General features: G+C 47.5%; 21 protein-coding genes. 19 read left to right on the top strand and 2 right to left on the bottom strand.

The window, feature by feature from the left end; all coding sequences use genetic code 11:
* Positions 1 to 26 precede the first annotated feature (26 nt).
* The 3 genes from dusA (at position 27) to MJO46_RS08540 (ending at position 1,887) form a co-directional block, all read left to right on the top strand.
* Positions 27 to 1,031, top strand: coding sequence for a tRNA dihydrouridine(20/20a) synthase DusA (dusA, locus tag MJO46_RS08550; protein WP_367880916.1), 1,005 nt, complete (start codon positions 27 to 29; stop codon positions 1,029 to 1,031).
* 211 nt (positions 1,032 to 1,242) lie between these two features.
* Positions 1,243 to 1,533: a hypothetical protein gene (locus tag MJO46_RS08545; protein ID WP_253988954.1), complete on the top strand. Its 291-nt coding sequence runs from the start codon at positions 1,243 to 1,245 to the stop codon at positions 1,531 to 1,533.
* 153 nt (positions 1,534 to 1,686) lie between these two features.
* Positions 1,687 to 1,887 carry a PspC domain-containing protein gene (locus MJO46_RS08540; RefSeq protein WP_253988953.1) on the top strand — a complete coding sequence of 67 codons (201 nt, stop codon included), beginning with the start codon at positions 1,687 to 1,689 and terminating at the stop codon, positions 1,885 to 1,887.
* A gap of 166 nt (positions 1,888 to 2,053) precedes the next feature.
* On the opposite strand, the gene MJO46_RS08535 is transcribed toward MJO46_RS08540, so the two are convergent.
* Positions 2,054 to 2,791 (bottom strand): enoyl-CoA hydratase, encoded by a 738-nt coding sequence (locus MJO46_RS08535; protein WP_007650366.1) that lies wholly within the window; start codon positions 2,789 to 2,791, stop codon positions 2,054 to 2,056.
* Positions 2,792 to 2,824: 33 nt separating this feature from the next.
* Here MJO46_RS08535 and MJO46_RS08530 point away from each other — a divergent pair, with 33 nt between their 5' ends.
* The 3 genes from MJO46_RS08530 to MJO46_RS08520 are packed head-to-tail and all read left to right on the top strand — an operon-like array spanning position 2,825 to position 5,027.
* Entirely contained in the window at positions 2,825 to 3,307 is a 483-nt protein-coding gene (locus tag MJO46_RS08530) for a copper chaperone PCu(A)C (RefSeq protein WP_253988952.1), read from the top strand.
* Positions 3,308 to 3,318: 11 nt separating this feature from the next.
* A complete protein-coding gene (locus MJO46_RS08525; RefSeq protein WP_253988951.1) occupies positions 3,319 to 4,287 on the top strand; it encodes a DUF2333 family protein in 969 nt (322 codons plus the stop codon).
* Between the two features lie 2 nt (positions 4,288 to 4,289).
* Positions 4,290 to 5,027, top strand: a complete 738-nt coding sequence (locus MJO46_RS08520; RefSeq protein ID WP_253988950.1) for a TIGR04219 family outer membrane beta-barrel protein — start codon at positions 4,290 to 4,292, stop codon at positions 5,025 to 5,027.
* A gap of 66 nt (positions 5,028 to 5,093) precedes the next feature.
* Here MJO46_RS08520 and tolC read toward each other — a convergent pair whose 3' ends face one another.
* Positions 5,094 to 6,401 carry an outer membrane channel protein TolC gene (tolC, locus tag MJO46_RS08515; RefSeq protein WP_253988949.1) on the bottom strand — a complete coding sequence of 436 codons (1,308 nt, stop codon included), beginning with the start codon at positions 6,399 to 6,401 and terminating at the stop codon, positions 5,094 to 5,096.
* A 243-nt stretch (positions 6,402 to 6,644) separates the two neighbouring features.
* On the opposite strand from tolC, the gene nudF reads away from it, so the two are divergent.
* The 13 genes from nudF to MJO46_RS08450 all read left to right on the top strand — a co-directional run bounded on the left by nudF (position 6,645) and on the right by MJO46_RS08450 (position 25,127).
* A complete protein-coding gene (gene nudF / locus MJO46_RS08510; protein WP_253988948.1) occupies positions 6,645 to 7,247 on the top strand; it encodes an ADP-ribose diphosphatase in 603 nt (200 codons plus the stop codon).
* A gap of 13 nt (positions 7,248 to 7,260) precedes the next feature.
* A complete protein-coding gene (locus MJO46_RS08505) occupies positions 7,261 to 7,701 on the top strand; it encodes a DUF1249 domain-containing protein (protein ID WP_253988947.1) in 441 nt (146 codons plus the stop codon).
* Between the two features lie 15 nt (positions 7,702 to 7,716).
* Positions 7,717 to 8,556 (top strand): 3',5'-cyclic-AMP phosphodiesterase, encoded by an 840-nt coding sequence (gene cpdA, locus MJO46_RS08500; RefSeq protein ID WP_253988946.1) that lies wholly within the window; start codon positions 7,717 to 7,719, stop codon positions 8,554 to 8,556.
* A gap of 26 nt (positions 8,557 to 8,582) precedes the next feature.
* Positions 8,583 to 9,158: a YqiA/YcfP family alpha/beta fold hydrolase gene (locus MJO46_RS08495; RefSeq protein WP_253988945.1), complete on the top strand. Its 576-nt coding sequence runs from the start codon at positions 8,583 to 8,585 to the stop codon at positions 9,156 to 9,158.
* 56 nt (positions 9,159 to 9,214) lie between these two features.
* The gene (gene parE / locus MJO46_RS08490; protein WP_253988944.1) at positions 9,215 to 11,101 is read left to right on the top strand and encodes a DNA topoisomerase IV subunit B; all 1,887 of its coding nucleotides are present in this window, start codon (positions 9,215 to 9,217) and stop codon (positions 11,099 to 11,101) included.
* A 52-nt stretch (positions 11,102 to 11,153) separates the two neighbouring features.
* Positions 11,154 to 12,329, top strand: a complete 1,176-nt coding sequence (locus tag MJO46_RS08485) for a sorbosone dehydrogenase family protein (protein WP_253988943.1) — start codon at positions 11,154 to 11,156, stop codon at positions 12,327 to 12,329.
* Complete coding sequence (gene parC / locus MJO46_RS08480; protein WP_253988942.1) at positions 12,322 to 14,598, top strand: DNA topoisomerase IV subunit A; 2,277 nt, start codon at positions 12,322 to 12,324, stop codon at positions 14,596 to 14,598. Before MJO46_RS08485 ends, parC begins: the two co-directional genes overlap by 8 nt.
* 437 nt (positions 14,599 to 15,035) lie before the next feature.
* Positions 15,036 to 18,710, top strand: a complete 3,675-nt coding sequence (locus tag MJO46_RS08475) for an ATP-binding protein (protein ID WP_253988941.1) — start codon at positions 15,036 to 15,038, stop codon at positions 18,708 to 18,710.
* An 8-nt stretch (positions 18,711 to 18,718) separates the two neighbouring features.
* Positions 18,719 to 19,372 carry a hypothetical protein gene (locus tag MJO46_RS08470; protein ID WP_253988969.1) on the top strand — a complete coding sequence of 218 codons (654 nt, stop codon included), beginning with the start codon at positions 18,719 to 18,721 and terminating at the stop codon, positions 19,370 to 19,372.
* 42 nt (positions 19,373 to 19,414) lie between these two features.
* Complete coding sequence (locus MJO46_RS08465; protein ID WP_253988968.1) at positions 19,415 to 20,635, top strand: phosphoenolpyruvate carboxylase; 1,221 nt, start codon at positions 19,415 to 19,417, stop codon at positions 20,633 to 20,635.
* Complete coding sequence (locus MJO46_RS08460; RefSeq protein ID WP_253988940.1) at positions 20,623 to 21,495, top strand: Wadjet anti-phage system protein JetD domain-containing protein; 873 nt, start codon at positions 20,623 to 20,625, stop codon at positions 21,493 to 21,495. The genes MJO46_RS08465 and MJO46_RS08460 overlap by 13 nt, the downstream gene beginning before the upstream one ends.
* Positions 21,496 to 21,886: 391 nt before the next feature.
* A complete protein-coding gene (locus MJO46_RS08455) occupies positions 21,887 to 23,131 on the top strand; it encodes a dicarboxylate/amino acid:cation symporter (protein ID WP_253988939.1) in 1,245 nt (414 codons plus the stop codon).
* A gap of 289 nt (positions 23,132 to 23,420) precedes the next feature.
* Positions 23,421 to 25,127: a methyl-accepting chemotaxis protein gene (locus MJO46_RS08450; protein WP_253988938.1), complete on the top strand. Its 1,707-nt coding sequence runs from the start codon at positions 23,421 to 23,423 to the stop codon at positions 25,125 to 25,127.
* Positions 25,128 to 25,201: the final 74 nt, after the last annotated feature.

Raw genomic sequence — 25,201 nt, 5'->3', positions numbered from 1 at the left:
TTCCCATCACCAGAGTTGATAGTAACGTGTTGAAAAATAGTAATATTGATAACTTCAGGCTCGATCGTACCTTTTCCATTGCACCCATGTTGGATTGGACTGATCGCCATTACCGTTATTTCGCCCGTTTAATGTCGGCAAATGCCCTGTTATATACCGAGATGGTGACGACAGGGGCGATCTTGCATGGTCGTGGGGATTACCTAGCCTATAACCAAGAAGAGCATCCGCTGGCGTTGCAGTTAGGGGGCTCCAATTCCACTGAGCTAGCGCGCTGCGCTAAACTGGCAGCCGAGCGTGGTTATGATGAAGTTAACCTCAATGTGGGATGTCCTTCGGATCGAGTACAGAATGGCCGCTTTGGTGCCTGTCTGATGGCTGAACCCGAATTAGTGGCAGAATGCGTCGATGCCATGAAGCAAGTGGTTGATATTCCAGTTACCGTAAAAACTCGCATTGGGATTGATGCCCAAGATAGCTATGAATTTCTAACTCAATTTATTGATATTGTACAGGCAAAAGGGTGCAGCGATTTTATCATTCATGCCCGTAAGGCTTGGCTTTCGGGCTTAAGTCCAAAGGAAAACCGCGAGATCCCGCCGCTCGATTATGGGCGTGTCTATCAACTCAAGCGTGATTACCCCTTACTAAACATCAGTATCAATGGCGGCGTGACAACACTTGCACAGGCAAAAGAACACTTAGCACAACTCGATGGGGTGATGATGGGGCGTGAGGCGTATCAGAATCCTTATATTCTCGCCGAGGTGGATCAAGTGCTCTGCGGTCATCAAAGAGAGGTGATCAGCCGGGAAGCCGTTATTGAGGCAATGCTGCCTTATATTGAAGCCCATCTTCAATCCGGTGGGCGGCTCAATCATATTACTCGCCACATGATAGGCCTATTCCAAGGTTTGCCCGGTGCACGCGCTTGGCGTCGTTATTTGAGCGAAAATGCCCATAAAAATGGTGCGGGTGTTGAAGTGGTTAGACAAGCATTGCAGAGTATTCAGACTGAGATTGTTGATTGATTTTCGCTCATATCAAAAGATGGTGAAATTAGCTAAAGTTAGTAGCATTTTTCACCACTTCATTATTCTTTCACGCTATGCTCGTAATGGTGTTTTGTGATTCATTGGTGTTATTTCTAATAATATCAATGCATTAAAAATGTTTTTATAAGTTGGCACGCCCTTTGTAATAGTCCCTATGTCAAGTTAATCAATCGAAAGGGACGACATCATGTTTACGTTAAATCTTAAAAAATCAGTTCAAGTGAGTATGTTAATCGGTGCGTTAGTGGGTAGCGTTGCGGTCCATGCCGAAGCAGCCCCTGTATCGGATGTTATGGGCGCCATTGAGCAAACCCTGAGCACCCAGGCACAAGAACTGCTCGCCAGCACCAAACGTGAGTTAGTGTTATCGCTACAAACTCAGCTTGCTGAAAGTATCTATGACTTTAATAGCCAGCTTAGCCTCAGTGCCGACAATAAAGACGAATCGGTCACAAGCGATGAATATAGCGCTAAGTAATAGGAGCTGCCTATGTGGTTTGTAGCCCCTCTAATGACCTTGCTACTGCTACCAGTGATTAGCCTTGCGTTGTTTTCAGGAATTATCTGCTGGTTTCAGTGGCATAGTTACAGCGATAAATGAGTGAGAATTCTTGCTATGTGGGAGATTAAAATGAAACGAGCTAAAGTGCGGATGGACAATCCAGAACGGTTAGTCTGTGGTGTTGCCGCTGGAATGGCGTGGCAATTTGGGTGGTCCTGTTTTTGGACTCGCGCAGTATGGGCTGGAGCCATTGTATTTATGCCTGGTGTGAGTTTATTGATTTACTTTGTATTGGCGCTATTAGTTGACCAATGGAAGAAACCGATATAAATCCATGGGGATAAATATCGGCTAATAGATTGTTATGTTGAGATTATTTGATACAGAGCGGCATATTGGACTTTGCCATTGCTTCGATGGGGTAGCGGGATGCTATCAACAAGAGGGCGCTTAGACCCCCATGCCAATAGTCAATGCTTTGCGATTTAAGTGAGCATTACTTTTTAAGAAAAGCCTTAAATCTGGCTTTCGCTTCATCACTCTTCAACCTAACACTAAATTGCTCTAACTCTTGATGCATTTGATGCTGAACTCGGTTTTTATGTGGTCGCATCAATTGGCGAGTGGTTTGCAGGGCTTGTGGTGGTTGATTCGCCAGCTTTTTAGCTTGGGCGAGGGCATGACTCAATAGTTCTTCCTGGGCAATGATATCGTTAATCATATTGAGTCTGTGGGCCGTATTGGCATCGAAGCTTTCGCCGAGCAGCAGTAGTTCTGCCGCCTTTTGGTAACCCACAAGTTCAGGCAGAAGTAAGCTTGCGCCCGCCTCGGGAACCAGTGCTAAGTTGACAAAGGGCAGTTGAAACTTTGCGGTGTTATCGGCGTACACTAAATCACAGTGCAGCAGTACCGTAGTGCCAATACCAACCGCAGCCCCTGACACGGCGGCGACCAGAGGTTTTTTGAGTTCTAATAGACAAAATAAGAAACGTACTGCGGGATGATTTGGCCCTAAGTCACTATTTTTTAAAAATTCTGCAATATCATTGCCTGAGGTAAAGCAATTATCTTGGCCGTGGAGCATAAAGGCACGAATGTCGTTGTCTGCCTCACCTTCGATCAGGTATTCTGTCAGTTGTTTATACATATCAAGATCAAGTGCATTGCGTTTATCGGGGCGATTAAAGCTGATAATACGTACGCCCTGATCATCCCGAACCTGTATATGACTCATGGGTTGTTTCCTTTACGACGACATTGGGTAGACATGGAGTTTAAGACATTGAAACCAATATTCAAACAGATGTTTAATTGTCTCGCATTATCCTGTGCATCATTTTCTGTTTTGGCGAGTGTAGTTATGACCGAAGGTCATGTCCGAGCTATGCCGGATACTGTACCCAATACCGCAGCCTACTTTACGCTCGAAAACCACACCGAGAAAGCCGTCCGCCTGACGGGCGTATCAACCAGTGTGGCAAAGGAAGCCCAGCTACACACTATTATTGAAGAACAAGGCATGGTCAAAATGCGCCAGGTCGAAGGTTTTGATATCCCATCCCACGGCAAACTAATACTCTCACCATCGGGTGAGCACGTTATGCTGTTGGGGTTAAAGGCCCCCCTCGTTTTGGATCAAAAAGTGGAGCTGCAATTACAGTTTAACGACGGCGAACAAATGTCGATCACATTGCCCGTGAGCAAACAAGCTGAAAATACTGCAGAGCAAGAGCATCATCACCATCATTAAGGAGTCGCTTGATGCAAATTACATGGAAAAAAGTTACCGGAGTCGGTTTATTTTTAGTCTTAATTGGTTATGGCGTGAGTGTGTGGTGGAGTATCGAACCCGATCCTATCAATCCTCAACAGCTTACGGCCACAGATAAAAATGTCGTTGGTTATGCTACGACAACTTCTTTGATTTTGACGGTAGAAACCCTGCTAGATAAACAGGGTGGTTGGTTATCCAATGATGTGATGCCACCATCTATTTTTATGGATAACATGCCCGCCTTTGAGTACGGCGCACTCGAGCAGGCGCGCGATCTGGCGCTGATCATGCGCAAAGAGTTTAGTCGCTCCCAATCCCAATCGGCCGCCGATAAAGATTTAGGTGAAGCGCAAGCTAAGCTCAATATCGACCATACAAGTTGGCTAGTACCGAGCGCCGAAAGCGAATACCGCGATGGTGTTAAGCTACTGAAATTGTACCGCGCCCGGATGATGGATCCTAATAACCAAGATGCGCAGTTTTATGCCCGTGCCGATAATCTCAATGAATGGTTAAAAGAGGTGCAAAAGCGGTTAGGCAGTATGTCTCAGCGTTTATCGGCCAGTGTTGGTCAGGAACGTCTTAATACCGATTTGGCTGGTGATAACTCTGCCCGCCAATCGACCCCCAATTTAGCGAGCCATCAGGTCAAGACTAGCTGGTGGAAGATCGATGATGTTTTCTATGAAAGCCGAGGTGCTTCTTGGGCATTGCTGAATTTTATGCGTGCCGTGGAAGTCGATTTTGCCGACGTTTTGAAAAAGAAAAATGCTGAAGTGAGCCTAAGACAAATCATTCGTGAGTTAGAGGCGACTCAGCAAACTGTCTGGAGCCCTGTTGTATTAAATGGCAGTGGTTTTGGTCTAGTCGCTAATCATTCATTGGTTATGGCTAACTATGTATCCCGTGCAAATGCCGCGGTGATTGACTTAACGAACTTGCTATCTCAAGGTTAATTATGAAAAAAACACTCCTCGCCAGTGCGGTATTAGGATTTTTTATGGCCACCTCGGCCCAAGCGGCCACTGTGGTTGGGTTTAAAATTGGTGGTGACTATTGGGATGCCGATACTAGCGGTACTTTTGCCGATGATGGCCAAGCGCAGCAAACTTTTGACTACAGTTCATCGGCCCAAGGCAGTTATTGGCTCGCGGTTGAACATCCGCTGCCTTTTATTCCGAATGTTAAAATTCGTGAAAACAGCCTAGATCAGAAAGGCAGTATGTCTGGTGCGGACTTCAGCTTCAATGGCCATGACTTTGAAGGCAATGTGACTGCTTATACCGATCTGAGCAATACAGACTTCGTACTTTATTATGAGCTACTGGACAACGACATAGTGTCATTCGATCTCGGCGCAGCTTATAAGCTGATGCATGGTTCAATGCGCGTACAAGACGCGGGCCATCCAGAAGAAATAGATGTCGATAGCGGTATCGTGATGGGCTATGCCAGTACTCATATTGGTATGCCAGGCTTAGGTTTATTTGGTTTTGCGGATTTAATGCTCGGTGTTAATGAGTCGAATGTACACGATTACTCTGTTGGCCTTGGCTGGGAGTTTGATGGTGTTGCGGTCGACACTCGTGTACGCGTGGGTTACCGCGAATTTTTATTCGATGTGAATAACTTCTCAGGGATCAGTGCCGACACTAAGTTCGATGGTTATTTTGCGGGTGTAGAAATTGATTTTTAATCCTCCCCATTAATAAATCCCATAAAAAAACCGCCAGTTGGCGGTTTTTTTATGGGGCTATTACTCTTACTCGGCTCTTAGGCCATTGTTGATGGCGATAACGTCATCTTCATTCAATGTACCCGCCGCCTGTTTTAGGGCGACAATCGAGTAGATATAGCTATAACGTGCATCGGATAATTTACGTTTTGAGTCGTACAAATCACGGGTACGGTTCAATACGTCAACGATAGTACGAGTACCCACTTCAAAACCTGCTTGAGTCGCTTTTAACGCACTCTCGGATGAAATCACCGATTGCTCATAGGCACGAATTGAGCTGATAGATGCACCTACGTTGTTGTAGTTATTGCGAATATTCTTCACAACACTGCGATAGGTTTGCTCTAGTCTTTCACTGGCTTCAACGAATTGATATTGCGCTTCATTGACTTGTGAAGTCACTTTAAAGCCTTCAAAGATAGGAATGCTTAGGTTTACGCCAACATTGACATCGTCAAAATCAGGCTCGTTAATGCTACCTGTTTTTTGCTCAAGGCCTTTGTTGTAACCTGCATTTAAGCTCAGCGATGGAATATGGCCCGCTTTGTAGAGGCTGATTGTCTCTTGAGCGATATCTTTGCCAATACGTTGGGTCATAAGATCGACACTGTTGGTTTCAGCGATCTTTAACCATTCGCTTGAAGACGTTGGTGCGGGTGTCACGGCAGAGAAACGGTTGGTATCGAGCACGTTTAATGTCTTGTGATCGATACCTGTGATTTCACGCAGGGCTTCATAGCTATTGGCTAAAGTATTTTCAGCTAAAATTTCAGAGGCTGAGGCTAAGTCATATTGAGCCTGGGCCTCATGTACGTCGGTAATCGCGGTCAAACCAACGGCGAAACGTTGTTTGGTTTGTTCGAGTTGACGTTCAATTGCACGTTTTTCGGCGCCCTGAAACTCGTAGTTATCCTTAGCGGTTAATACATCGAAGTATGCCCGAGTTACTCTAGAGATAAGCGTTTGTAAAGCGGATGCATAGCTCGAATCAGCTTGAGAGGCGGCTTTTTCCGCAAGGCTTAAACCCACCCAAGCGCTGTGATCATAGATCACTTGGTTAAGTTTGATACTACCCGTTAAACCGCTAGTGTCATTCCGTGGGTCATTCCACGCCTTGTCATAGCCGACATTGGCGCTAATGGTTGGCAACAGCGGTGCCCGGTTTTGTTCAATTTTCTCGAACAATGCATCACGCTGGGCTTGGGCTTGCAACACGAGCGGGTCGTTAGTCAGTGCCTGTTGATAAATTTGCAGTAAATCATCTGCTTGTACCGCTTGAGCGGAAGCGGCGAGAGTCAATGCTACGCATAAAGAACGGATCTTAAATTTCATTTGCTGTCCTTATTAGACAAAATCTCCCAAAGGAGAAATATTTTAACTTCGTTTAGACTAAGTAATGCCTTTACCAAGGCGGTTTGCGCTTCCCGACGCTTCCCGATACAGCTAAAACTTAATGACGTAGAGTCTAAAAACTCCGACACTTTCAAGTCAAATGCGAAGTGTAACAGATTTTATTTTAAAAATGTGTCAAATTGCCTTGATAATAGACGCAAATTCAACTTTTAAGGATAGAGTATGACCCCACCTGTTTTTTCGCAAACGGATATTGAAGTTCTCGAAAAAAAATCCTTGTACCAAGGCTTTTTTGCGTTAGAACAGTTTACGTTTAAGCATAAGCTCTTTGCCGGCGGTTGGAGCCAGCCCGTCACCCGTGAAGTATTTGAACGGGGGCATGCTGTGGTCGTGTTGCCCTATGACGTCAAGCGTGATCAGGTCGTATTGATTGAGCAAGTGCGTTTTCCTGCATTAGCAACCTCTAAATCTCCTTGGCTTATGGAGTTAGTCGCAGGTATGATTGCGCCCGAAGAATCGCCGCTCGATGTCGCTCACCGTGAATTGTTAGAAGAAACTGGCCTAGTTGCTAGTAATATGCACTTTGTGAACAGTTATTTAGCGAGCCCAGGTGGCAGCACCGAGCGATTTTATTTCTATTGGGCCGAGGTAGATTCCACTCATGCCCGTGGATTGCATGGACTGGCAGAAGAACATGAAGATATTCGATTGCATGTTTTAGACCGTGAACAGGCCTATAATAGGGTGGTTGCGGGGGAAATAGACAATGCATCGACCGTAATTGGATTGCAATGGTTGCAATTAAACTATCAGCAACTGGTTTAAGTTGGAAAAACATTTGGCTACTTCGACTTCGCATCAAAAACCGCGTTACCAACCGAACGTCAGTGACTTTCTAGCACTGTGCGGCCGTAATTATGGTTATATGCTGAAGTGGTTACCACTGGATATTGCCGTTGATCAATCATGGCAGCTTGAAGGTGAGTTCGGTATATTAGTGGTACGTATTTTAGAGAATACCAAATATACTCAATTGGTTGAGATATCTCGCCCCCTCGAAATTCTAGAGTTTGTTAATACTCCCAAGGTGTTAGTGAGAATTTACCACGATGCTAAATTAGCAGAAGTGTTAACTGGCCAACAGATTTACCAATTACGCCCAGTGTATGATTACCCCAATTTACGCATGTATCATAGTGATGAAAAGTACCAGGTAAATGCATTCCTGGAAGAGTTATTGAAGATTGGATGCCAACAACGTTTGGTGTGCCAATCTTAGAATTGGGTATTCAATGTGCTGAAAGAGGCTGTCTCTTACTCCATAGCTGAAGAAGAAAGTGTGCGTATCGTGCAAGTCACAGATCCGCACCTTTTTGCCGATCCTGAGGCCCAGCTATTAGGAGTCAACACAGGCAAAAGTTTTGCCGCTGTGCTTAATACGATTAGGGCTGTCGACTATCCTGCACATTTGATGTTAGCTACCGGTGATTTAAGCCAAGATTACTCGGCCGAATCATACCGTCAGTTTGTTACAGCAGTGACGCCACTTAATTTACCCTGCCATTATCTCCCCGGAAACCACGACGATCCTCGGATCATGTTTCTGCATATGCAGGGCGAGCAAATCTTCGGTCAGCAGCGCATTTTGGCGGGTAAATGGCAAATTTTGATGTTGGACTCAACTGTGCGGGGAAAGCCCGGCGGCAGCATGGCCGAGAGTCAGTTCGAGCTGATTGAACAGGCTATTGCAGCTCACCCTGAGCACCATACCTTGCTGGTGATGCACCATAATCCCATTTTAGTGAACTGCACTTGGCTAGATCAACATTGTATGGACAACGGTGCCGAGTTTTTAACGCGAGTGTCCCAGTATCCACAGGTAAAAGGCTTACTCTGGGGGCACGTACACCAGAAAATCGACACCCACTACGATGGGCCCCATGGCGCATTGAAACTCATGGCAACACCTTCTACTTGTATTCAATTTAAGCCTTTATCACCTTATTTTGCCTTAGACGGACTGCAACCGGGTTATCGTTTGCTGGAGTTGAAGGCCGATGGTAGCATCGGCACCAATGTGTATCGCGTACCGGGTAACCATTTTTCCCCCGACAACGATTCCAGCGGTTATTAACGCGAGTGACCGCAGCTTGAGGAACTATGCTGCTCTATATTCACGGATTCAACAGTTCACCTTTTTCCGATAAAGCGGTGATGACTGCGCAATATATGGCGCAGCATCATCCGTCGCTAGTCTTTCATCAGCCCCAATTACCTAATACCCCTAAGGCCGCGATGTCGCTGTTGCTGGAATATGTGATGGCGGCGCGAGAGGCAAATGAGCCCCTCACTTATATAGGCTCATCCTTGGGTGGGTATTTCGCCAGTTATTTGGCCGAGCACTACGGTGGCCGAGCTGTGCTAGTTAATCCTGCGGTGAGACCCTTCGAGTTATTCGACGAATTTATGGGGCCCCAGTTTAACCCGTACACTGGGCAGCATTATCAGGTTTTGCCTGAGCATAAGCTGGAAGTGGCTGAATTTGATACTGCTGTTATCCGCAATCCGGATCGTTTTTTGGTACTATTACAAACGGGCGACGAAGTGCTGGACTACCGTGAAGCCCTGAACAAATATCACCATTGCCAATTACGGATTGAGGCGGGGGGCGATCACAGTTTTGTGGGTTATGGGCAGCATTTGCAAACTGTAAGCCATTTTTTACACTTACCTTGACAAACAGTCATCCAGAGCCGCAACATGGCCGGATATAACAACTTATAGCGTACACTATGACGAATCAATACACCTCTGACGCCATTGAAGTCCTTAATGGACTCGATCCTGTTAAACGCCGTCCAGGTATGTATACCGATACCTCCAGACCTAACCATTTAGGCCAAGAGGTCATAGATAACAGTGTCGATGAAGCTTTAGCGGGCCACGCCACTAAAATTGAAGTTGTTCTGCACACCGATAATTCCCTCGAAGTCACCGACGATGGCCGTGGTATGCCTGTGGATATCCATCCCGAAGAAGGTATTCCTGGGGTAGAGTTGATCCTGACTAAATTGCACGCAGGGGGTAAATTTTCCAATAAAAACTACCAGTTCTCCGGTGGTTTGCACGGCGTGGGGATTTCCGTCGTCAATGCGTTATCTCGCCGGGTCGAAGTCACGGTAAGGCGTGATGGTCAAGTCTATGATATTGCTTTTGAAAATGGTTTTAAGGTTGAAGATCTTAAAGTCACTGGTACCTGTGGTCGACGCAATACTGGTACTAGCGTGCATTTTTGGCCCGATCCGAGTTATTTTGATTCGGCCAATTTCTCTAATTCCAAACTGATTTATTTACTGCGTGCTAAGGCCGTACTTTGCCCCGGTTTACGGATCAAATTTACCAATAAGCATACTAATGAAGTACATGAATGGTTTTATGAAAGTGGTTTAACTGACTATCTTAAAACCGCTGTCGGCGATAACCTGATGTTACCCGAAGAACCCTTCGTTGGCAGCTTTAAGGGGCAAATTGAGGCGGCCGACTGGGCCATCACTTGGTTGCCTGAAGGTGGTGAGTCGATCAACGAGAGTTATGTTAACCTCATTCCCACCCCCCTTGGTGGCACCCATGTGAATGGTTTTCGCCAGGGCCTGCTCGAATCCATGCGTGAATTCTGTGAGTTTCGAAATTTGATCCCCCGAGGGATTAAATTATCACCGGAGGATATTTGGGACAGGGCGGCTTTTATCCTGTCGGTGAAAATGCAGGATCCGCAATTTGCAGGACAAACTAAAGAGAAACTCTCCAGCCGCCAGTGTTCGGCTTTTGTCTCTGGCATAGTACGTGATGCTTTTTCCCTGTGGTTAAACTCAAATACCGAATTGGCCGAATCCTTGGCCGAAATGTGTATTAACAATGCCCAGCGCCGCTTAAAAGCCGCGAAAAAAGTGGCCCGTAAAAAGGTGACTTCTGGCCCTGCATTACCGGGAAAACTCACCGATTGTAGCGGCCAAGATCCCATGCGCGGGGAGCTATTCCTCGTGGAAGGGGATTCTGCGGGCGGCAGTGCTAAGCAGGCGCGGGACCGTGAATTTCAAGCCATTATGCCGCTGCGGGGGAAGATCCTGAATACGTGGGAAGTGGATGCATCACAAGTGCTTGCTTCTCAGGAAGTCCATGATATTTCGGTCGCTATTGGTTGCGACCCCGATAGCAGTGATATTTCGGAGTTAAGATACGGCAAAATTTGTATCCTCGCCGATGCTGACTCCGACGGATTACATATTGCTACCCTATTGTGCGCCTTGTTTTTAAAGCATTATCGCATACTCGTCGAACAGGGCCATGTCTACATTGCCATGCCACCACTGTTTCGTATCGATATTGGTAAGGACGTTTATTACGCCTTAGATGAAGCCGAAAAAGAAGGTATTCTCGACCGTATTAGCGCGGAAAATAAGAAAGGTAAGGTCCAAGTGACACGTTTTAAGGGCTTGGGTGAAATGAATCCACTCCAATTACGTGAAACGACTATGGACCCTAACACCCGTCGTTTAGTACAGTTGACGATTGATGATGTTGAAGAAACGGATTCTTTGATGGATATGCTGCTTGCGAAGAAACGTTCGCCCGATCGTAAATCTTGGCTCGAGGATAAGGGCGACATGGCGTTACTTTAATGTTGTGCAAGATTGCCGATAACAATAAAACTTAGGCATAAAGAATATTACAATGTTGTGTATTAAAACTAATAATTATAAATACTTAAAGCTATTGTCTGCCTATCTTCTCCTGCTGGCATGTATGGCTTTTGGACCGAGCCAGAACGCCATCGCGGGGTCGCAGTCGATCATGATTACCGTATCCAAGGGATTTGGTTTATCCCTATTCGCTTCGGATGTTGGCGATGCAAAGCAGCTAGCCATGGGCGCCAATGGCACCCTGTTTGTGGGTTCCCATAAAAGCGGCACAGTGCATGCGCTCGTCGACAGCAATCAAGATGGCCGTGTAGATAAACGTTACGTTATTGCAAAAGGGCTGGAATATCCCAATGCCCTTGCATTCCATAATGGCGATCTTTTCGTTGCCAGTGAAAATAAAATCCTGCGTTTTGCTGATATAGAACAGCGCTTACGCCGCCCGAGTCGTCCGAAGGAAATCTACAGCGATTTGCCCGAATCGGACAAGAAAAGCGCCCGTGCGATGCATTTTGGTCCCGATGATAGGCTGTATGTTTCCATCGGTGCCCCCTGTAACGTCTGTGAGGCGGCCGCGCCCTATAGCAGCATTATTGCGATCAATGTCGATACCGGTGCGAGTGAGCAGATAGTCTCTGGGGTACGTGATGCGACTGGGTTTGATTGGTCGCCCGTCGACGGTAAATTATGGTTTGCCGATCAGGGCCGAGATTGGATGGGGGATAATTTACCCCCAGATGAAATCAACCGTGTCGATGTTGTGGGGAGTCACTATGGCTTCCCTTATCTACATGCAACATCCGTTGTTGAACCCGCCTATGAAAAGCCGAAAAACCTAAAGGTTACAGTGCCAGTGTATGAGTTGCCCGCCCATGTTGCACCGACGGGGCTGGCATTTTATCGCGGGGATAAATTCCCTGAAATTTATCATAATCAATTATTTGTTGCAGAGAATGGTTCCTGGAATCGTTCGAGCAAAGTGGGTTATCAAGTGGTGATGCTTAAGCTTGAAAACCAACAAGTGGTGGGACGTGAAACGATAGTGAGTTTCCTCGATGGTGAATTTCCCGTCGCTCGCCCCTATGCCTTGTTATCGGCCGATGATGGTGCCATGTACATCTCAGATGATTTAAAAGGTAACGTGTATCGCTTGTTCTTTAAAAATGGCGATAGTACTGAAGAGACACAGGAACTAGAAGAAAATGAGTGACGCAATCAAGTTAAGCCTAGATGGGGTAGAGCAAATGCCACTGCGGCGCTTTACCGAAGAGGCTTATCTGAACTATTCCATGTACGTCATCATGGACCGAGCCCTGCCACATATTGGTGATGGGCTTAAACCTGTACAGCGCCGTATTATCTATGCCATGAGTGAGTTAGGTTTATCGGCCCAATCTAAGCATAAAAAATCTGCCCGCACCGTCGGTGATGTATTAGGTAAATACCATCCCCACGGAGATAGCGCCTGTTATGAGGCTATGGTGCTGATGGCGCAGCCGTTTTCCTACCGCTATCCATTGGTTGATGGCCAAGGTAACTGGGGTGCGCCCGATGATCCTAAATCCTTTGCGGCCATGCGATACACAGAAGCGCGGCTATCTAAGTTCTCCGAAGTGTTATTATCCGAGCTTGGCCAAGGCACGGTCGAGTGGGGCGCTAACTTTGATGGCACCTTAAAGGAGCCAAAGGTACTGCCAGCACGTTTACCGCATATTCTGCTCAATGGGATTACCGGTATTGCGGTTGGGATGGCGACGGATATTCCACCGCACAACGTCAGGGAATTAGTCTCCGCCTGCGTGGCCTTGCTCGATGATCCTAAGCTCGAACTCGAGCAATTGATGAGCTATGTGCCTGGGCCTGATTATCCCACCGAAGCCGAGATCATTACGCCGTCTGCCGATATTGCCAAAGTGTATGAAACGGGCCGCGGCTCGTTAAAGGCGCGCGCCGTTTACACTGTGGAGGCGGGGGAGATCATCATTACCGCGCTGCCACATCAGGCCAGCAGCGGTAAAATCCTAGAGCAAATCGCGGCCCAAATGCAGGCCAAGAAATTGCCTATGGTGGCCGATCTGCGGGATGAATCAGACCATGAAAGCCCAGTGCGTTTGGTAGTGGTGCCCCGTTCCAATCGTGTCGATTGCGATCAGTTAATGGCGCACTTGTTTGCCACGACCGACTTAGAGAAAAGCTTTAGGGTAAACTTAAACGTACTTGGCCTAGACGGCCGGCCAAGGGTAAAAGGCTTAAAAACCTTATTAACCGAGTGGTTAGAGTTCCGTGTCGATACCGTCAGGCGCCGTCTCGAATACCGTTTAGATAAAGTGCTTTCACGTCTGCATATTCTTGAAGCTTTGATGATCGCCTTCCTCAATATTGATGAAGTGATTGAAATCATTCGTTTCCACGATGATCCGAAAGCCGAGTTAATGGCGCGTTTTTCCTTAACGGATAAACAAGCCGAAGCGATCCTCGAGTTAAAATTACGCCATTTAGCTAAGTTAGAAGAATTTAAAATCAAGGCTGAGCAGGATGAGCTTGAAGCTGAGCGCGAAAAGTTAGAGCAATTGCTGGGTTCTGAGCGTCGCTTAAAAAGCTTGATTAAGAAAGAATTGCTCCAAGATGCACAGACCTATGGCGATGAACGTCGTTCACCCATAGTACAACGCCATGAATCCCGTGCATTAACAGAGCAAGAGTTAACGCCGAGTGAGCCAGTGACGGTCGTGCTGTCTGAAAAGGGCTGGGTGCGTTGTGCCAAGGGCCATGATATCGATCCTTTGTCCTTATCCTATAAGGCTGGCGATCAATATCTCTGTAGTGCCATGGGCCGCAGTAATCAGGCCGCCGTGTTTATCGACTCCTCGGGGCGGGCCTTTGCGACCGATAGTCACAGTTTGCCCTCGGCGCGCAGCCAAGGTGAGCCCATCACTACCCGCTTTAATATGGCGCCGGGTGAGACCATGCAACATGTCATCATGGGGGAAGAGGAGCAATGCTTCCTGTTAGCGACCGATGCGGGTTATGGGTTTATTTGCACCTATAACGATATGGTGTCACGCAATAAGGCCGGTAAAGCGCTGCTCAGTTTACCAACTAATGCTAAGTCATTGCCGCCTAAGCTTATTGATCGAAATCGAGAGATGTCTATCCTAGCGATCACCAACGAAGGGCGGATGCTACTGTTTTCCCTTGAAGCCTTGCCGCAACTCTCAAAGGGTAAAGGCAATAAGATTATTGGGATCCCAACGGAACGTGCTAAGAGCCGTGATGAGCTGATGACGCATCTGCAGTTAGTGCCCAGTGATACTCCTGTGACGCTCTGGGCCGGAAAGCGTAAGCTGACCCTGAAACCGAGCGATCTAGAACATTACCGCGGCGAGCGCGGCCGCCGTGGCGCTAAGCTGCCACGGGGATTACAACGGGTCGATAGTGTGGAATTAGGTGATGGCGGCGAAGTGTTGCCAAGCCTGTAACCCTTTGCCACGTTGATATAAAAAACGAGTTTAACAAAAGCCACTGAGGTCTACCTTCAGTGGCTTTTTTCTACGGGCAAATCTAATGTTGAGTTCTATAAAAGCCATTAAAATTTACCTTTTACTGTACTAACTGCCGCTTTGTTAGCCGCCTATTTTGGCTAAGTTATCGTATTATTGGCCGTTTGATTTGAGCCTAGCTATAGGGTTATGTTTTTGCTGAGCAATGGGCTGAGATGTGAGCCATGGCATTAGTGCATCGCCGCTGAATTGCCAATGCTATGAGATTGCCTTATGTTAAGGGCACGATTTTTTGGGCCACGATTTTTAAACATCATAGTTAACTATCATAGGGCCATATTTGATTGTCTTTGTCTTGCCAGCCATATAAGGCTGCGTTCTAAAGATAAAGCTTTCCCGTTTGGATAAGGAATGAAATGCCAAGCTTGATTCGTATTGTGTTGATTGATACGCACCTTCCGGGCGTTGTGGAACTCGCCCTCAATGGCCATACCAATATTTGTGGTACTAACGCCTCGGGTAAGACGACATTACAACGTCTAGTACCTGTTTTTTATGGTGAATACCCAAGCCGCGTGGTGCCTTCGACCCGCGACAGTTTCGAGCGTTGGTACTTGCCACACGATTCAAGCTACATTATTTACGAATATCAAAAGGCCGATGGCTTACTGTACCAAGCCGTGCTGGCCTCTGCGGGCGATGGAAAGGGCGTTAACTATCGCTTTATCGCCAAAGGTTTTGAGCTAAGCGATTATATTAAATCGCAAAATGGCGATACTGTACTCTGCCATACCATGGCTGAGCTTGGCCGAGATTTAAAACGTGCCGGCATCGCTACCACTAACTTACTCAACACCCGCGAATATCGCGCCATTATTCAAAATGATCGCACCCTATTAAGCACGGGCAGCAACCGTAGCGAGCTGCGCGGTTATGCGCGTCAATTTGCCCTGTGTGAGGGCGAGCATTCCCTGCGCCACATCGAAAAACTCGCTAAAGCGGTGCACTCTAAAGAAGGCAAGATGGAGACGGTCAAATCCATGATCGCCGCTATTTTAGAGGAGGACGGAGTTAATCCGCCCAGCTCACGTTTAAATCCACAGCGCGTCGAAGCGTGGATCCGTGAAAGCCAACTTATCCAAGGCTTTGAAGTTATTCGCCCAGAGTTTGAAAAACTCGAACAAGAATTTAACCAACTGCTTAGCGCCGAGCTGCGTTTATCGAGCCTATCCCGTGGTTATCGCAACGATGAAACCTTAGAAGCCGATCGTCAAGATAGGGAACAAACCCTAGCTAAGGAACTGAACTTAAAACTCAGATTGCTTGACGATGAATGGAAAGAGCAGCGTGATGAGCTGAACCTCGATTTATCCGCCGCTAAGGGCGATGTGGCTAAGTGCGAGTATGAACTCGATGCCATTGAAGGTCAGCACGCCGCCTTTTTAGATGCCAATATCGAAGAGGCTAAAGCCTCCCTTGAGATGCTGCCAAACTGGCGCACCGATGTTGAAAACTTAAGTGAACGTCATAAGCTGCAAACCGAGAAGCACCAAGACATTGAGGCGGCCTACAATGCCCGTCGCAGTAAGATTGGCGAGCAGTTAAACCGCGAATTAGAAGGTCTGCATAGCGACCAAGACAAACAGCGCGAAGCCCGGGATAAACAGCGCGAAGTCGCGCGCGCCGATATTGACGCCTTAGAAGCCCAATGGCGCAACCAAATGGATGCGGGCAAGGCCAGCTTTAGCGAGCAGGAATACCAATTTAAACTCACAGCCGCCGAACTTAAATTGCGTGTCGATGGTGTGACTTACACCGAAGAAGAAAAGTTAAGCCTCGCGATTTTCGACGAACGTATTCACCGCGCCGATGAAGAGCAAGAAAGCTGCAATGCGAAGGTCGAGCGTCTCGCCAGCGATGAGCGCAAACTCAGATCTAAGCGCGATCAAGCCAACGAAGCCTTGCGTATCGCCACCTTAAGGGTGAATGAGCGCCAAGCCGAATTGGATGAACTGCACCATATGTTGTTCCCCGAGTCCCACACCCTATTGGAATTCTTGCGTAAAGAAGCCCAAGGTTGGGAGCAAAGTTTAGGGAAAGTGATTGCGCCAGAACTGTTGCATCGCACCGATTTACATCCAAGCTTAGTGACTGAATCGAGCGAAGCTTTCTTTGGCGTGCATTTAGATCTTAAAGCCATCGATGTGCCTGAATATGCTGCCTCCGAGCAAGAGCTACGTATTCGTTTAAGCAAAGCCGAAGAAGCGTTACAAAGTGCTCAGGAGCTACAAACCGAGGCGGAATCACAATTAATCGCGATTAATGGCGAGCTGGACAATCTTAGCCGTGAACTGACCTTTGCCCGCACCGCCTACAAAAATAGCCGTGACGATCTGCGTCGCCTATTCGATGAAAAGCGCAGCGAGCAAGAGAAAATCAACAAAGCCTTGAGTGAGCGTAAAGCCCATGCGGGACAGAGACTGACTCAACTCGATGGCGAGCTAAAACAGCTTAAACATCAGCACGAACTCTGGCTCGAAGAGCTTCAATCCCAAGCGCTAGAAGCGCGCATGGAAAAACAAGCTTACTGGCAGGAAGTGATAGGCGCGCTCGACAATCAACTCGGGCAAATTAAAGCGGCCATTGAAGGGCGCCGTGAAAGCGCCAAAATCGAGCAGAAAGCCTGCGAAACATGGTACAAAAATGAGCTTAAATCCCGTGGCGTGGATGAGGACAATATCCTCAAACTTAAGCAGCAAATTCGTGAGTTAGAAACCAAAATCAGCCGCGCCGAGCAGCGGCGCAGCGACGTATTGCGCTTCGACGACTGGTATCAGCACACTTGGCTGATACGTAAACCTAAGCTGCAAACCCAGCTTGCCGATGTGAAGCGCGCCGTATCGGAAATCGATCAACAGCTTAAGGCCAAAACCTTAGAGGTGAAGACCCGTAGGCAGAAATTGGATACCGAGCTTAAGGCATCCAATGCCGCGCAGGTAGAAGCCTCAGAAAACTTAACTAAATTACGCGCCGTGATGCGTAAACTCGCCGAGCTGAAGCTACCCGCCAATAACGAAGAAGCCCAAGGCAGCCTAGGCGAGCGTCTGCGCCAAGGTGAAGACTTGCTGCTAAAACGCGATTACTTGATGGGCTCGGTTAAGCAATATGTGGAGCATTTCGACTCAGTGATCGCCAGTAAATCAGGTTCTGGCCTAGCCGAAACCTGGGAGCGTGCTCGCGAAGAATCGAGCTTTATCAACGACAAAGGCATTCGTTTGCTGGATTACCGCAAATTAGTACCACAGCTTGAGCAATTGCTGAACGTAATAGTGCCGCAATCCATTATGGCGCTGCGTGAACAGGGGCGGATCTTCGGTGTCGACTTAACCGCCTTCTACGATGTGTTAGCCGATATTGACCGCCGTATCGCCTCTCAAAGTGCACGTATTACCCGCGAAGTGGGCGAAGAGTTATTCCTCGATGGCGTGTCTGAATCGGCTGTGCGAATTCGCTCGCGCATCAGCGAGTTAGAGTTCTGGCCCGAGCTTGAGCAGTTCGTCAAAGCCTTTAAACATTGGAAAGCAGATGGCTTTAATGGCTTGCCCGATGAGGATTACACCAATAGTATGCGCCGCGCCTTAGACATTATCGGCCGCGCCGCGTTAACGGGGGGCATCTCTAAGTTACTGGAAATCGAGCTGCGCCTTAAAGAAGGTAATAGCGACTTGATCATCCGCACCGACAGGCAGCTTAACGAATCCTCAAGCCACGGTATGGCGTATCTGATTTTGTGTAAGTTCCTGTTGGCATTCACGCGCTTATTGCGTGGCCGCAGCGATGTGACCATTCACTGGCCTATCGATGAGCTGGGTACTTTGCATCATACCAACGTGAAGAAGATTTTCGATGCCTGTGAAAACAACAATATTTCTGTGCTGGGGGCTTTCCCGAACCCTGAGTCTGAGGTGCTGAACTTGTTCGCCAACCGTTACATTATCAACAAACAAACCAAGAAGTTGCAGGTGGTAAAACCTAAGGTCAACCCAATTGCCGATATGTTGAATAAGCGTTTGTCGAAGGAGGCCATCTAATGAGCGCCATGAACGAATCGAACCAAACCGTATTAGTCGGTACTGGCGCGTTAATTGAGCTGTTACTTAAGGGCGAGTTTATTTGCCGCACCACCAATGAAGAAGGCTGGCGCGCCCTTAAAAATAACAGCACCCGCGAGCGGGTAGAGGCCTATCTCAATCAAATCAACCGTACCGTGGCATCCGCCGCCGAAGGTGATGTGTTCTTCTGCGGTTACTTACAGTTAGGCGATGCCGAACGTAAAGTGATTTCATCGCAGTTTAAAGATATCTGTCAGGCACTTATTCCGCTGGTGGAATGGTTGGTATTAGTACAAGAGGCCAGTGGCCAAGATGCACCGCTGAGTGAAGGTGCGCCAGTGCGGTTAACTGAATTGCAAAGCCGCATTGAAGACACGCCGGCGTTTCGCGAGCAGTTAGCCAAACTCAGCCAATATCGTCTATTTGGCTCGACCAGCACTAACAGCGATGCGCAAATCAAATTAGTCTTCAAACGCTTAGTCGAACTCGGCTATTTAGTGCGACCCAATGCCGAGAAGCAAATCTATATTGCCACGGGCAAGCTGGATTATCTGTATGAAGTCATTCGTTTTATCGATGAAACCGAAGGTTTAAGCCTAGAAGCCCAGGCAGAAACGGCGACTCAGCGGGATTTACTATGATGCTTTGGAACACAAGCCGTGGCATAAACCAAGGAGGCCATGATGAGCAGTAACTTGCATCAGGCGGGGGTTAAGCTGCTTAAGCAGTTAGGTCGCCATGCTGACATCATTATGGACACCTATTTGGCGGGCTCTCTTAGCGAGGATGCCCACGATCCAAGCGTGGTTGAAAAACTTAAACAGGCCGGGATCTTATGGCGGCCAGAGCCAGATCAGGAGCTGCGCCTTAAGCGTTCTGTGCGTGCCTTGCTCGAAGAAGGCTTAAGTGACGAGCGCAATCGCCAAATCGACTCTAATGTCGGCTCAGCCTTAGCAACCATTAAAACCTTGGCCGACCATTACAAAGAAGCGCGTCATAGCTCAGATTACAGCGCCGCCGAGGCCTATTTGTCGGATTTGAGCGAGCATGTGTATAGTTTCGCCGACAGTCTGCGTTATTCGATCCGTGTGCTCTGGGGCCGGATCAACAACGAGTTCGGTTATGTGGGTACGATCAACGCTAAGATCCGCGAAAATGAATTAGCCCAAAGCCAAGTGTCTGAATTACTTAATGGCTTAGAGATGTTCCAGTTTAGTGAGCTTGGTGAAATCGCCGGCGATATCCGTGAACTGCGTAAGCTCTTAGTGACGACTCTGCAAGAAACCATGAGCGACTGCGCCCAGGAATTGAGCGTAGTGCAGGGGCGTTTACTCGAACTCTTAGGCCGCTTTAGGCAAATCCGTGGCCGTACCCGTTTGCTCAAAGGCTGGTTACTCTACACTGACTTGCATCCGGATTATCGCCCTGCGGATCATGTGTCCCACAAGGAAATCCCGAGCCTATTCAATCGCGCCGAAGTCTTGCTTGCGCCCGCATCGGTCGATGTACATAACGCCAGCCAAGAGCTGGAGTTAATGAATATTGTCGCCCATATCAAGGCCATTAGTCGTCATCCGGTGATTGCGGCGGTACGTGAGCATGATGTATCTGTGTCTATCACCCAAAGTGAAGACTTCGATGTGCCGGATAATCCGCTTAAACAGGCGGTGGATGAGTATTTCGTCGATGTGATTGAGTCTGGCCTGCGCCAATCGGCGCTGGAATATCTGGCGGATAAAGCCCTGCCTTGGGACGCTGAAAGCTGGATTTATCAAGTGATTGGCGGTTACGAAGGTCTGCCCGATGAACACAAGGCTTATTTTGAGCTTGAGCCATTGGGCGAACCGCATCCCATCTATAGCGGTAACTTTATCATTCGCGATGTTGAGTTATGGCTCGCCTAGGCCAGCAACAATTACAACTGTTGGAGAACGCTTTTATTAAGCGTTCTCCAAGGGTTAAGCTCACGGCTAACTGGCGCGCGATTTATCGCGAGTTAGAAGTGGGCGAGTTAGACGAGTCTGAAAAGTATTTGTGTTTTGCGCCCCGTGATTTTGATCTCTTAAGGCAAAGCGTGTTGGCCTTAATGGGACTTGATCTTAGGGATCTAGATTTCAATGTCGATCGCATGGCGATGTCCGGCAAAAGTCACGATGAGAAACTCGCTAAGATCCGTCCCGAAGCCGAATACGTTTTGATGAAGTATCTAGGTTTCGAATTTTCACCAACTGGGATTTCAACTCGCACATCACTGCGTATTCCATTGGATGAAGCACAAAAGCATTGCCATGAACTCAATGTCGCAGCCATCTTAGTGGTTGAAAATTTGGATGTATTTGATGTTATCCATCAAGCGCGTTTGCCACAGGACTTAACCCGTGTGATGGTTATCTATCGTGGCAGCGGCCATCATTCACCGATTGGCATGCGGCACTTTTTGCAAGCGATGGCAGGGAAACTGCCGATTATCGCCTTTACCGATTTAGATCCCGCAGGGCTGCAAATCGCCCATACCTTAATCGGCGTGACTCATTGTGTCGCGCCACACCTTGCGCTGATAGCTCCTGCTGAGTTATTGGCGATGGCACAAATTAATTCTACTGATGATTTCGACAAGCAAGCGAAACAGGCTAAGTATTTGCAAAATGCCGAGTTAAAGCATTGGCAGAAATTAGCCGTTTGGTTAAATCAACACCGTATTAGTATCAAACAGCAGCACCTGCTGCGTCATCGGCTTGAGCTAGTACTACTGGCATACAGTTAACCTTTATCCTTCCCCATCTCTCTGTAAAATGCGATTAATCCAGCTTTAAATGCTAATTAAAGTATTTATTCAGTTTTTAAATCTGGCATTATCCAAATAAAGCCCGTTAATAGTAATTTTTTTGTTTTAATACTGTTGCTATTTATGTTTTAAAATAAAATGGATAACTGAGTGTTTATTATTCAGTTGTTTTTATTTTCTTTAAAATCATGTTGATATGAGTTTTTTGTGATGTGCTTTGCTTAATTTGAAATTAAATAAGTAAATTTATTCATTGAATTTACTGCTAGCATGTTTCACTATCCCCCGCCTGAGCCAAAAATGGATTGGCAATTGTGCTCATCATGGAAGATGAATAACAAATAAATGACCTTTGGGGGAAACCACAAGCATGATGAAATCACTTTCGACGCGGATCTTTATGGGTCTGTTTGCCGGCCTTATTTTCGGCACAATAGTGCAATACTTCTTAAACGATATCGGTTTTTTCTCGGGCAATTTAGTCGAGCTTGCCGGTGGCGTTGGCACTATGTTCGTCAATATGATCATGATGTTAGTGGTGCCACTGGTGTTCGTGAGCATCGTTTGTGGTGTCTGTGAGCTGCAAGATCTTAAAAGCTTTGGTCGTTTGGGCGGCAAAACCTTCGGTTTTTATATCATCAATACCTTTGTCGCAATCGCGACCGCATTATTAGTGGCACTGCTACTCGAACCCGGTAAAGGCGTGGATATGAGCAGCACGGATGGTGTCGCCATTACCGCAACAGAGCTGCCAAGTCTGATGGCATTAGTTGTCGATATAGTCCCGCGTAATCCTGTCGCGGCCTTTATGTCGGGCAATATGCTGCAAGTAATCTTTATGGCCCTGTTGCTCGGCGGTGTGATTAAGTCTCTCGGTGAGCATGTGGCTGGTGCTGTGCAAGGTTTTCAAACCGCGAATAAAATCATGATGAAATTGATTTCTGTGGTGATGAGTCTAGCGCCCTACGGTGTATTTGCCCTGATGTTTAAACTCGGCGCGACCTTAGATGCAGCTGTGTTTATGAGTGTGGTTGAGTATATGGTGCTGATCCTTGCGCTGCTGCTAGTGTGGATTTTTGTGGTGTATCCCATGGCGGTGGGATTTTTTACCCCGATTTCAGCCAAAACCTTCCGCGAGAAGACCCAAGAGCAAGTACTATTTTCACTCTCGACCGCTAGCTCAAATGCAACTATTCCTGTGACTATGCGTACCTTAACCGACAAGTTAGGCGTGAACCGCGCTGTCGCTGGTTTTGGTGTGCCGCTCGGCGCCACTATGAACATGGGCGGCGTGGCGATTTATATCACTATTGCGATTTTCTTTGTCGCCAACGCCTTTGGTATGCCAATCACCTCTGAGCAATTGCCCTCCTTGCTATTCAGTATCTTCTTACTCTCCGTTGGCGCAGGCGGCGTTCCCGGTGGTGGCATGGTGATGATAGGGGTATTAATCCATCAAATGGGATTACCCATAGAAGCTTTTGCGATTGTGGCAGCGTTGGATCGCATCATCGATATGGTGCTGACGTCCTGCAATGTCGTCGGTGATACCGCGGTGTTGACCATAGTGGATCAAACCGAGAAAGTGCATCAGGTTGAGCTGGCGAAGAGCTAAATTAATACAGATAAATTATAAAAAGCCACTGATATCAGTGGCTTTTTTATTAAGTGATATCTAAGTCGAATTGACATTCATCTGCCTTTAGCCTTTGCTACAGGGGTGACTATTGTGCACCTTGTAAGCTTACTTGCGCTTTGGGCCGCGCCTAAAAAGTGAATAGCCCCAAACTGACTCACATACAGATGTAGATCATGCTTTTATCACATTAAAAGCTGGCTAAATAAATCAAATTTCAACCATACTGGTTTATAACCTTGAATCATTTGGAAAATAAGGAGACGCCATGACTGGATTTTTGCAGACAGTGGGTGGTCGATTACTCAGCATTCCGTTACTGGCATTGCTGGGTTTTGTGGTGCTGGGCATCATGGAGCTAAATGCACTTAACCAGAGTTTGATCAAGGGGAGGGAAGATCGCGTTGTGGCGATTATTGATAGTGGCCTGAGTATCGTTAAACATTTTCAGACTCTGGAGCAAAGCGGCGCGTTAAGCACAGAGCAGGCGCAGCAGCAGGCCATGGCGACCATTAAGGCCGTTCGTTATGACGGTACTGAATATATTTGGATTAACGATACCGGTCGGCCTATCCCCAAAATGGTCATGCATCCAACCGTATCCACTTTAGACGGCACAGTACTGGACAAACCAAACTTTCATCACGCCACCTTAATGCGCAACCGTGATGGCAGTCAGCAACAGACGCTGAATAACGCTAACTTGTTTGTCAGTTTCGTTGATGTTATCGCCCGTTATGGCAATGGCTTTGTTGAATATGAGTGGCCTAAACCATTAAAAGGCGGAGGTGTCACTGAGGAGCGTTATACCAAGTTGTCCTATGTGGCAAAAGATGACAAATGGGGCTGGGTGCTCGGTTCCGGTATTTATATTGATGATGTAAAGGCGGCCTTCTGGGAAGTCGCTATGCAAGTGGGATTGGTTGTCCTGGTGATTATGGCTTTGACTGTCGGTGTGTCCTTGTATATCCGCCGCTGGTTATTGCAGGCATTAGGGGGAGAGCTGGCGACCACAAAAGCACTGGTGCAGCAGGTTGCGGGCGGTGATTTCTCGGTGAACTTTGCGTTGAAACCGGGGGATAACGACAGCTTGTTGGCGGCATTAAGTGGCCTTATCAGCCAACTGCGCAGTATTCTCGGCCAGCAATCGGCCATGGCTGAGCAATTGGTCGCGCAATCTGAGGCGCTTGAGGATACCAGCCAACAGACACAGCATATTTTACAAAATGTGATGGACCAAACCGCCCAAGTGGCTACCGCGGTCAATGAAATGACCTCAACATGCGAGGACATGGCCCGCAACGCGACTATGGCAGCCAAAGCGACTAGGGATGCCGACACTGAGGCCCAAAATGGCGTGACGTCCGTCGGCCAAACGATTACGGCAATTGATGCGCTTAAAGTGAAACTGGAGCAAGTCTCTGATGTGATAGGGCAGTTGTCTAAACGTGGCGATGAAATAGGTGCGGTCACGGATGTTATCGGTGCGATTGCGGAGCAGACCAATCTGTTGGCATTAAATGCTGCGATAGAAGCGGCGCGGGCCGGAGAAATGGGACGTGGATTTGCCGTTGTGGCAGATGAAGTGCGTACCCTTGCCAGCCGCTCTCAGGCGTCGACTCAGGATATTAATAGGCGTATTCAAGGTATTCAGCAAGACTCGGCTAACGCAGTGCAATCTATGGAACAAAGCCGAACCGAAACGGAGCAAACCATTGTTTGTTCACAGCGTGCCAGTGAGGCGCTAACTCGGATTAACAGTGCCGTGTCGAGCATTACCGATGTTAACGATCAACTGGCCAGCGCCACTGAACAGTTGGCAGTTGTGTCGGGTACTATTAATCAGAATATGGAGAATATTGCGCAAGCGGTGGAAAACACGAATGCAAAATCTTCAGAACTATCGACTGCCAGCCATCAACTACGGGAAATGGCTAATGATATGAAAAAGTCACTGAGTGGCTTTAGGTTATAAGCGGCTGATAGCCATAGACGTTGATAACCACAGATGTTGATGCCGAGCTAAGGTTTGGCAAACTTCAACCTATG

This window comes from Shewanella sp. KJ2020, from assembly GCF_024197625.1.
Taxonomy (GTDB): Bacteria; Pseudomonadota; Gammaproteobacteria; order Enterobacterales; family Shewanellaceae; genus Shewanella.
The sequence above is the reverse complement of the archived record's forward strand: the minus strand, read 5'-3'. Positions and strand labels throughout refer to the sequence as shown.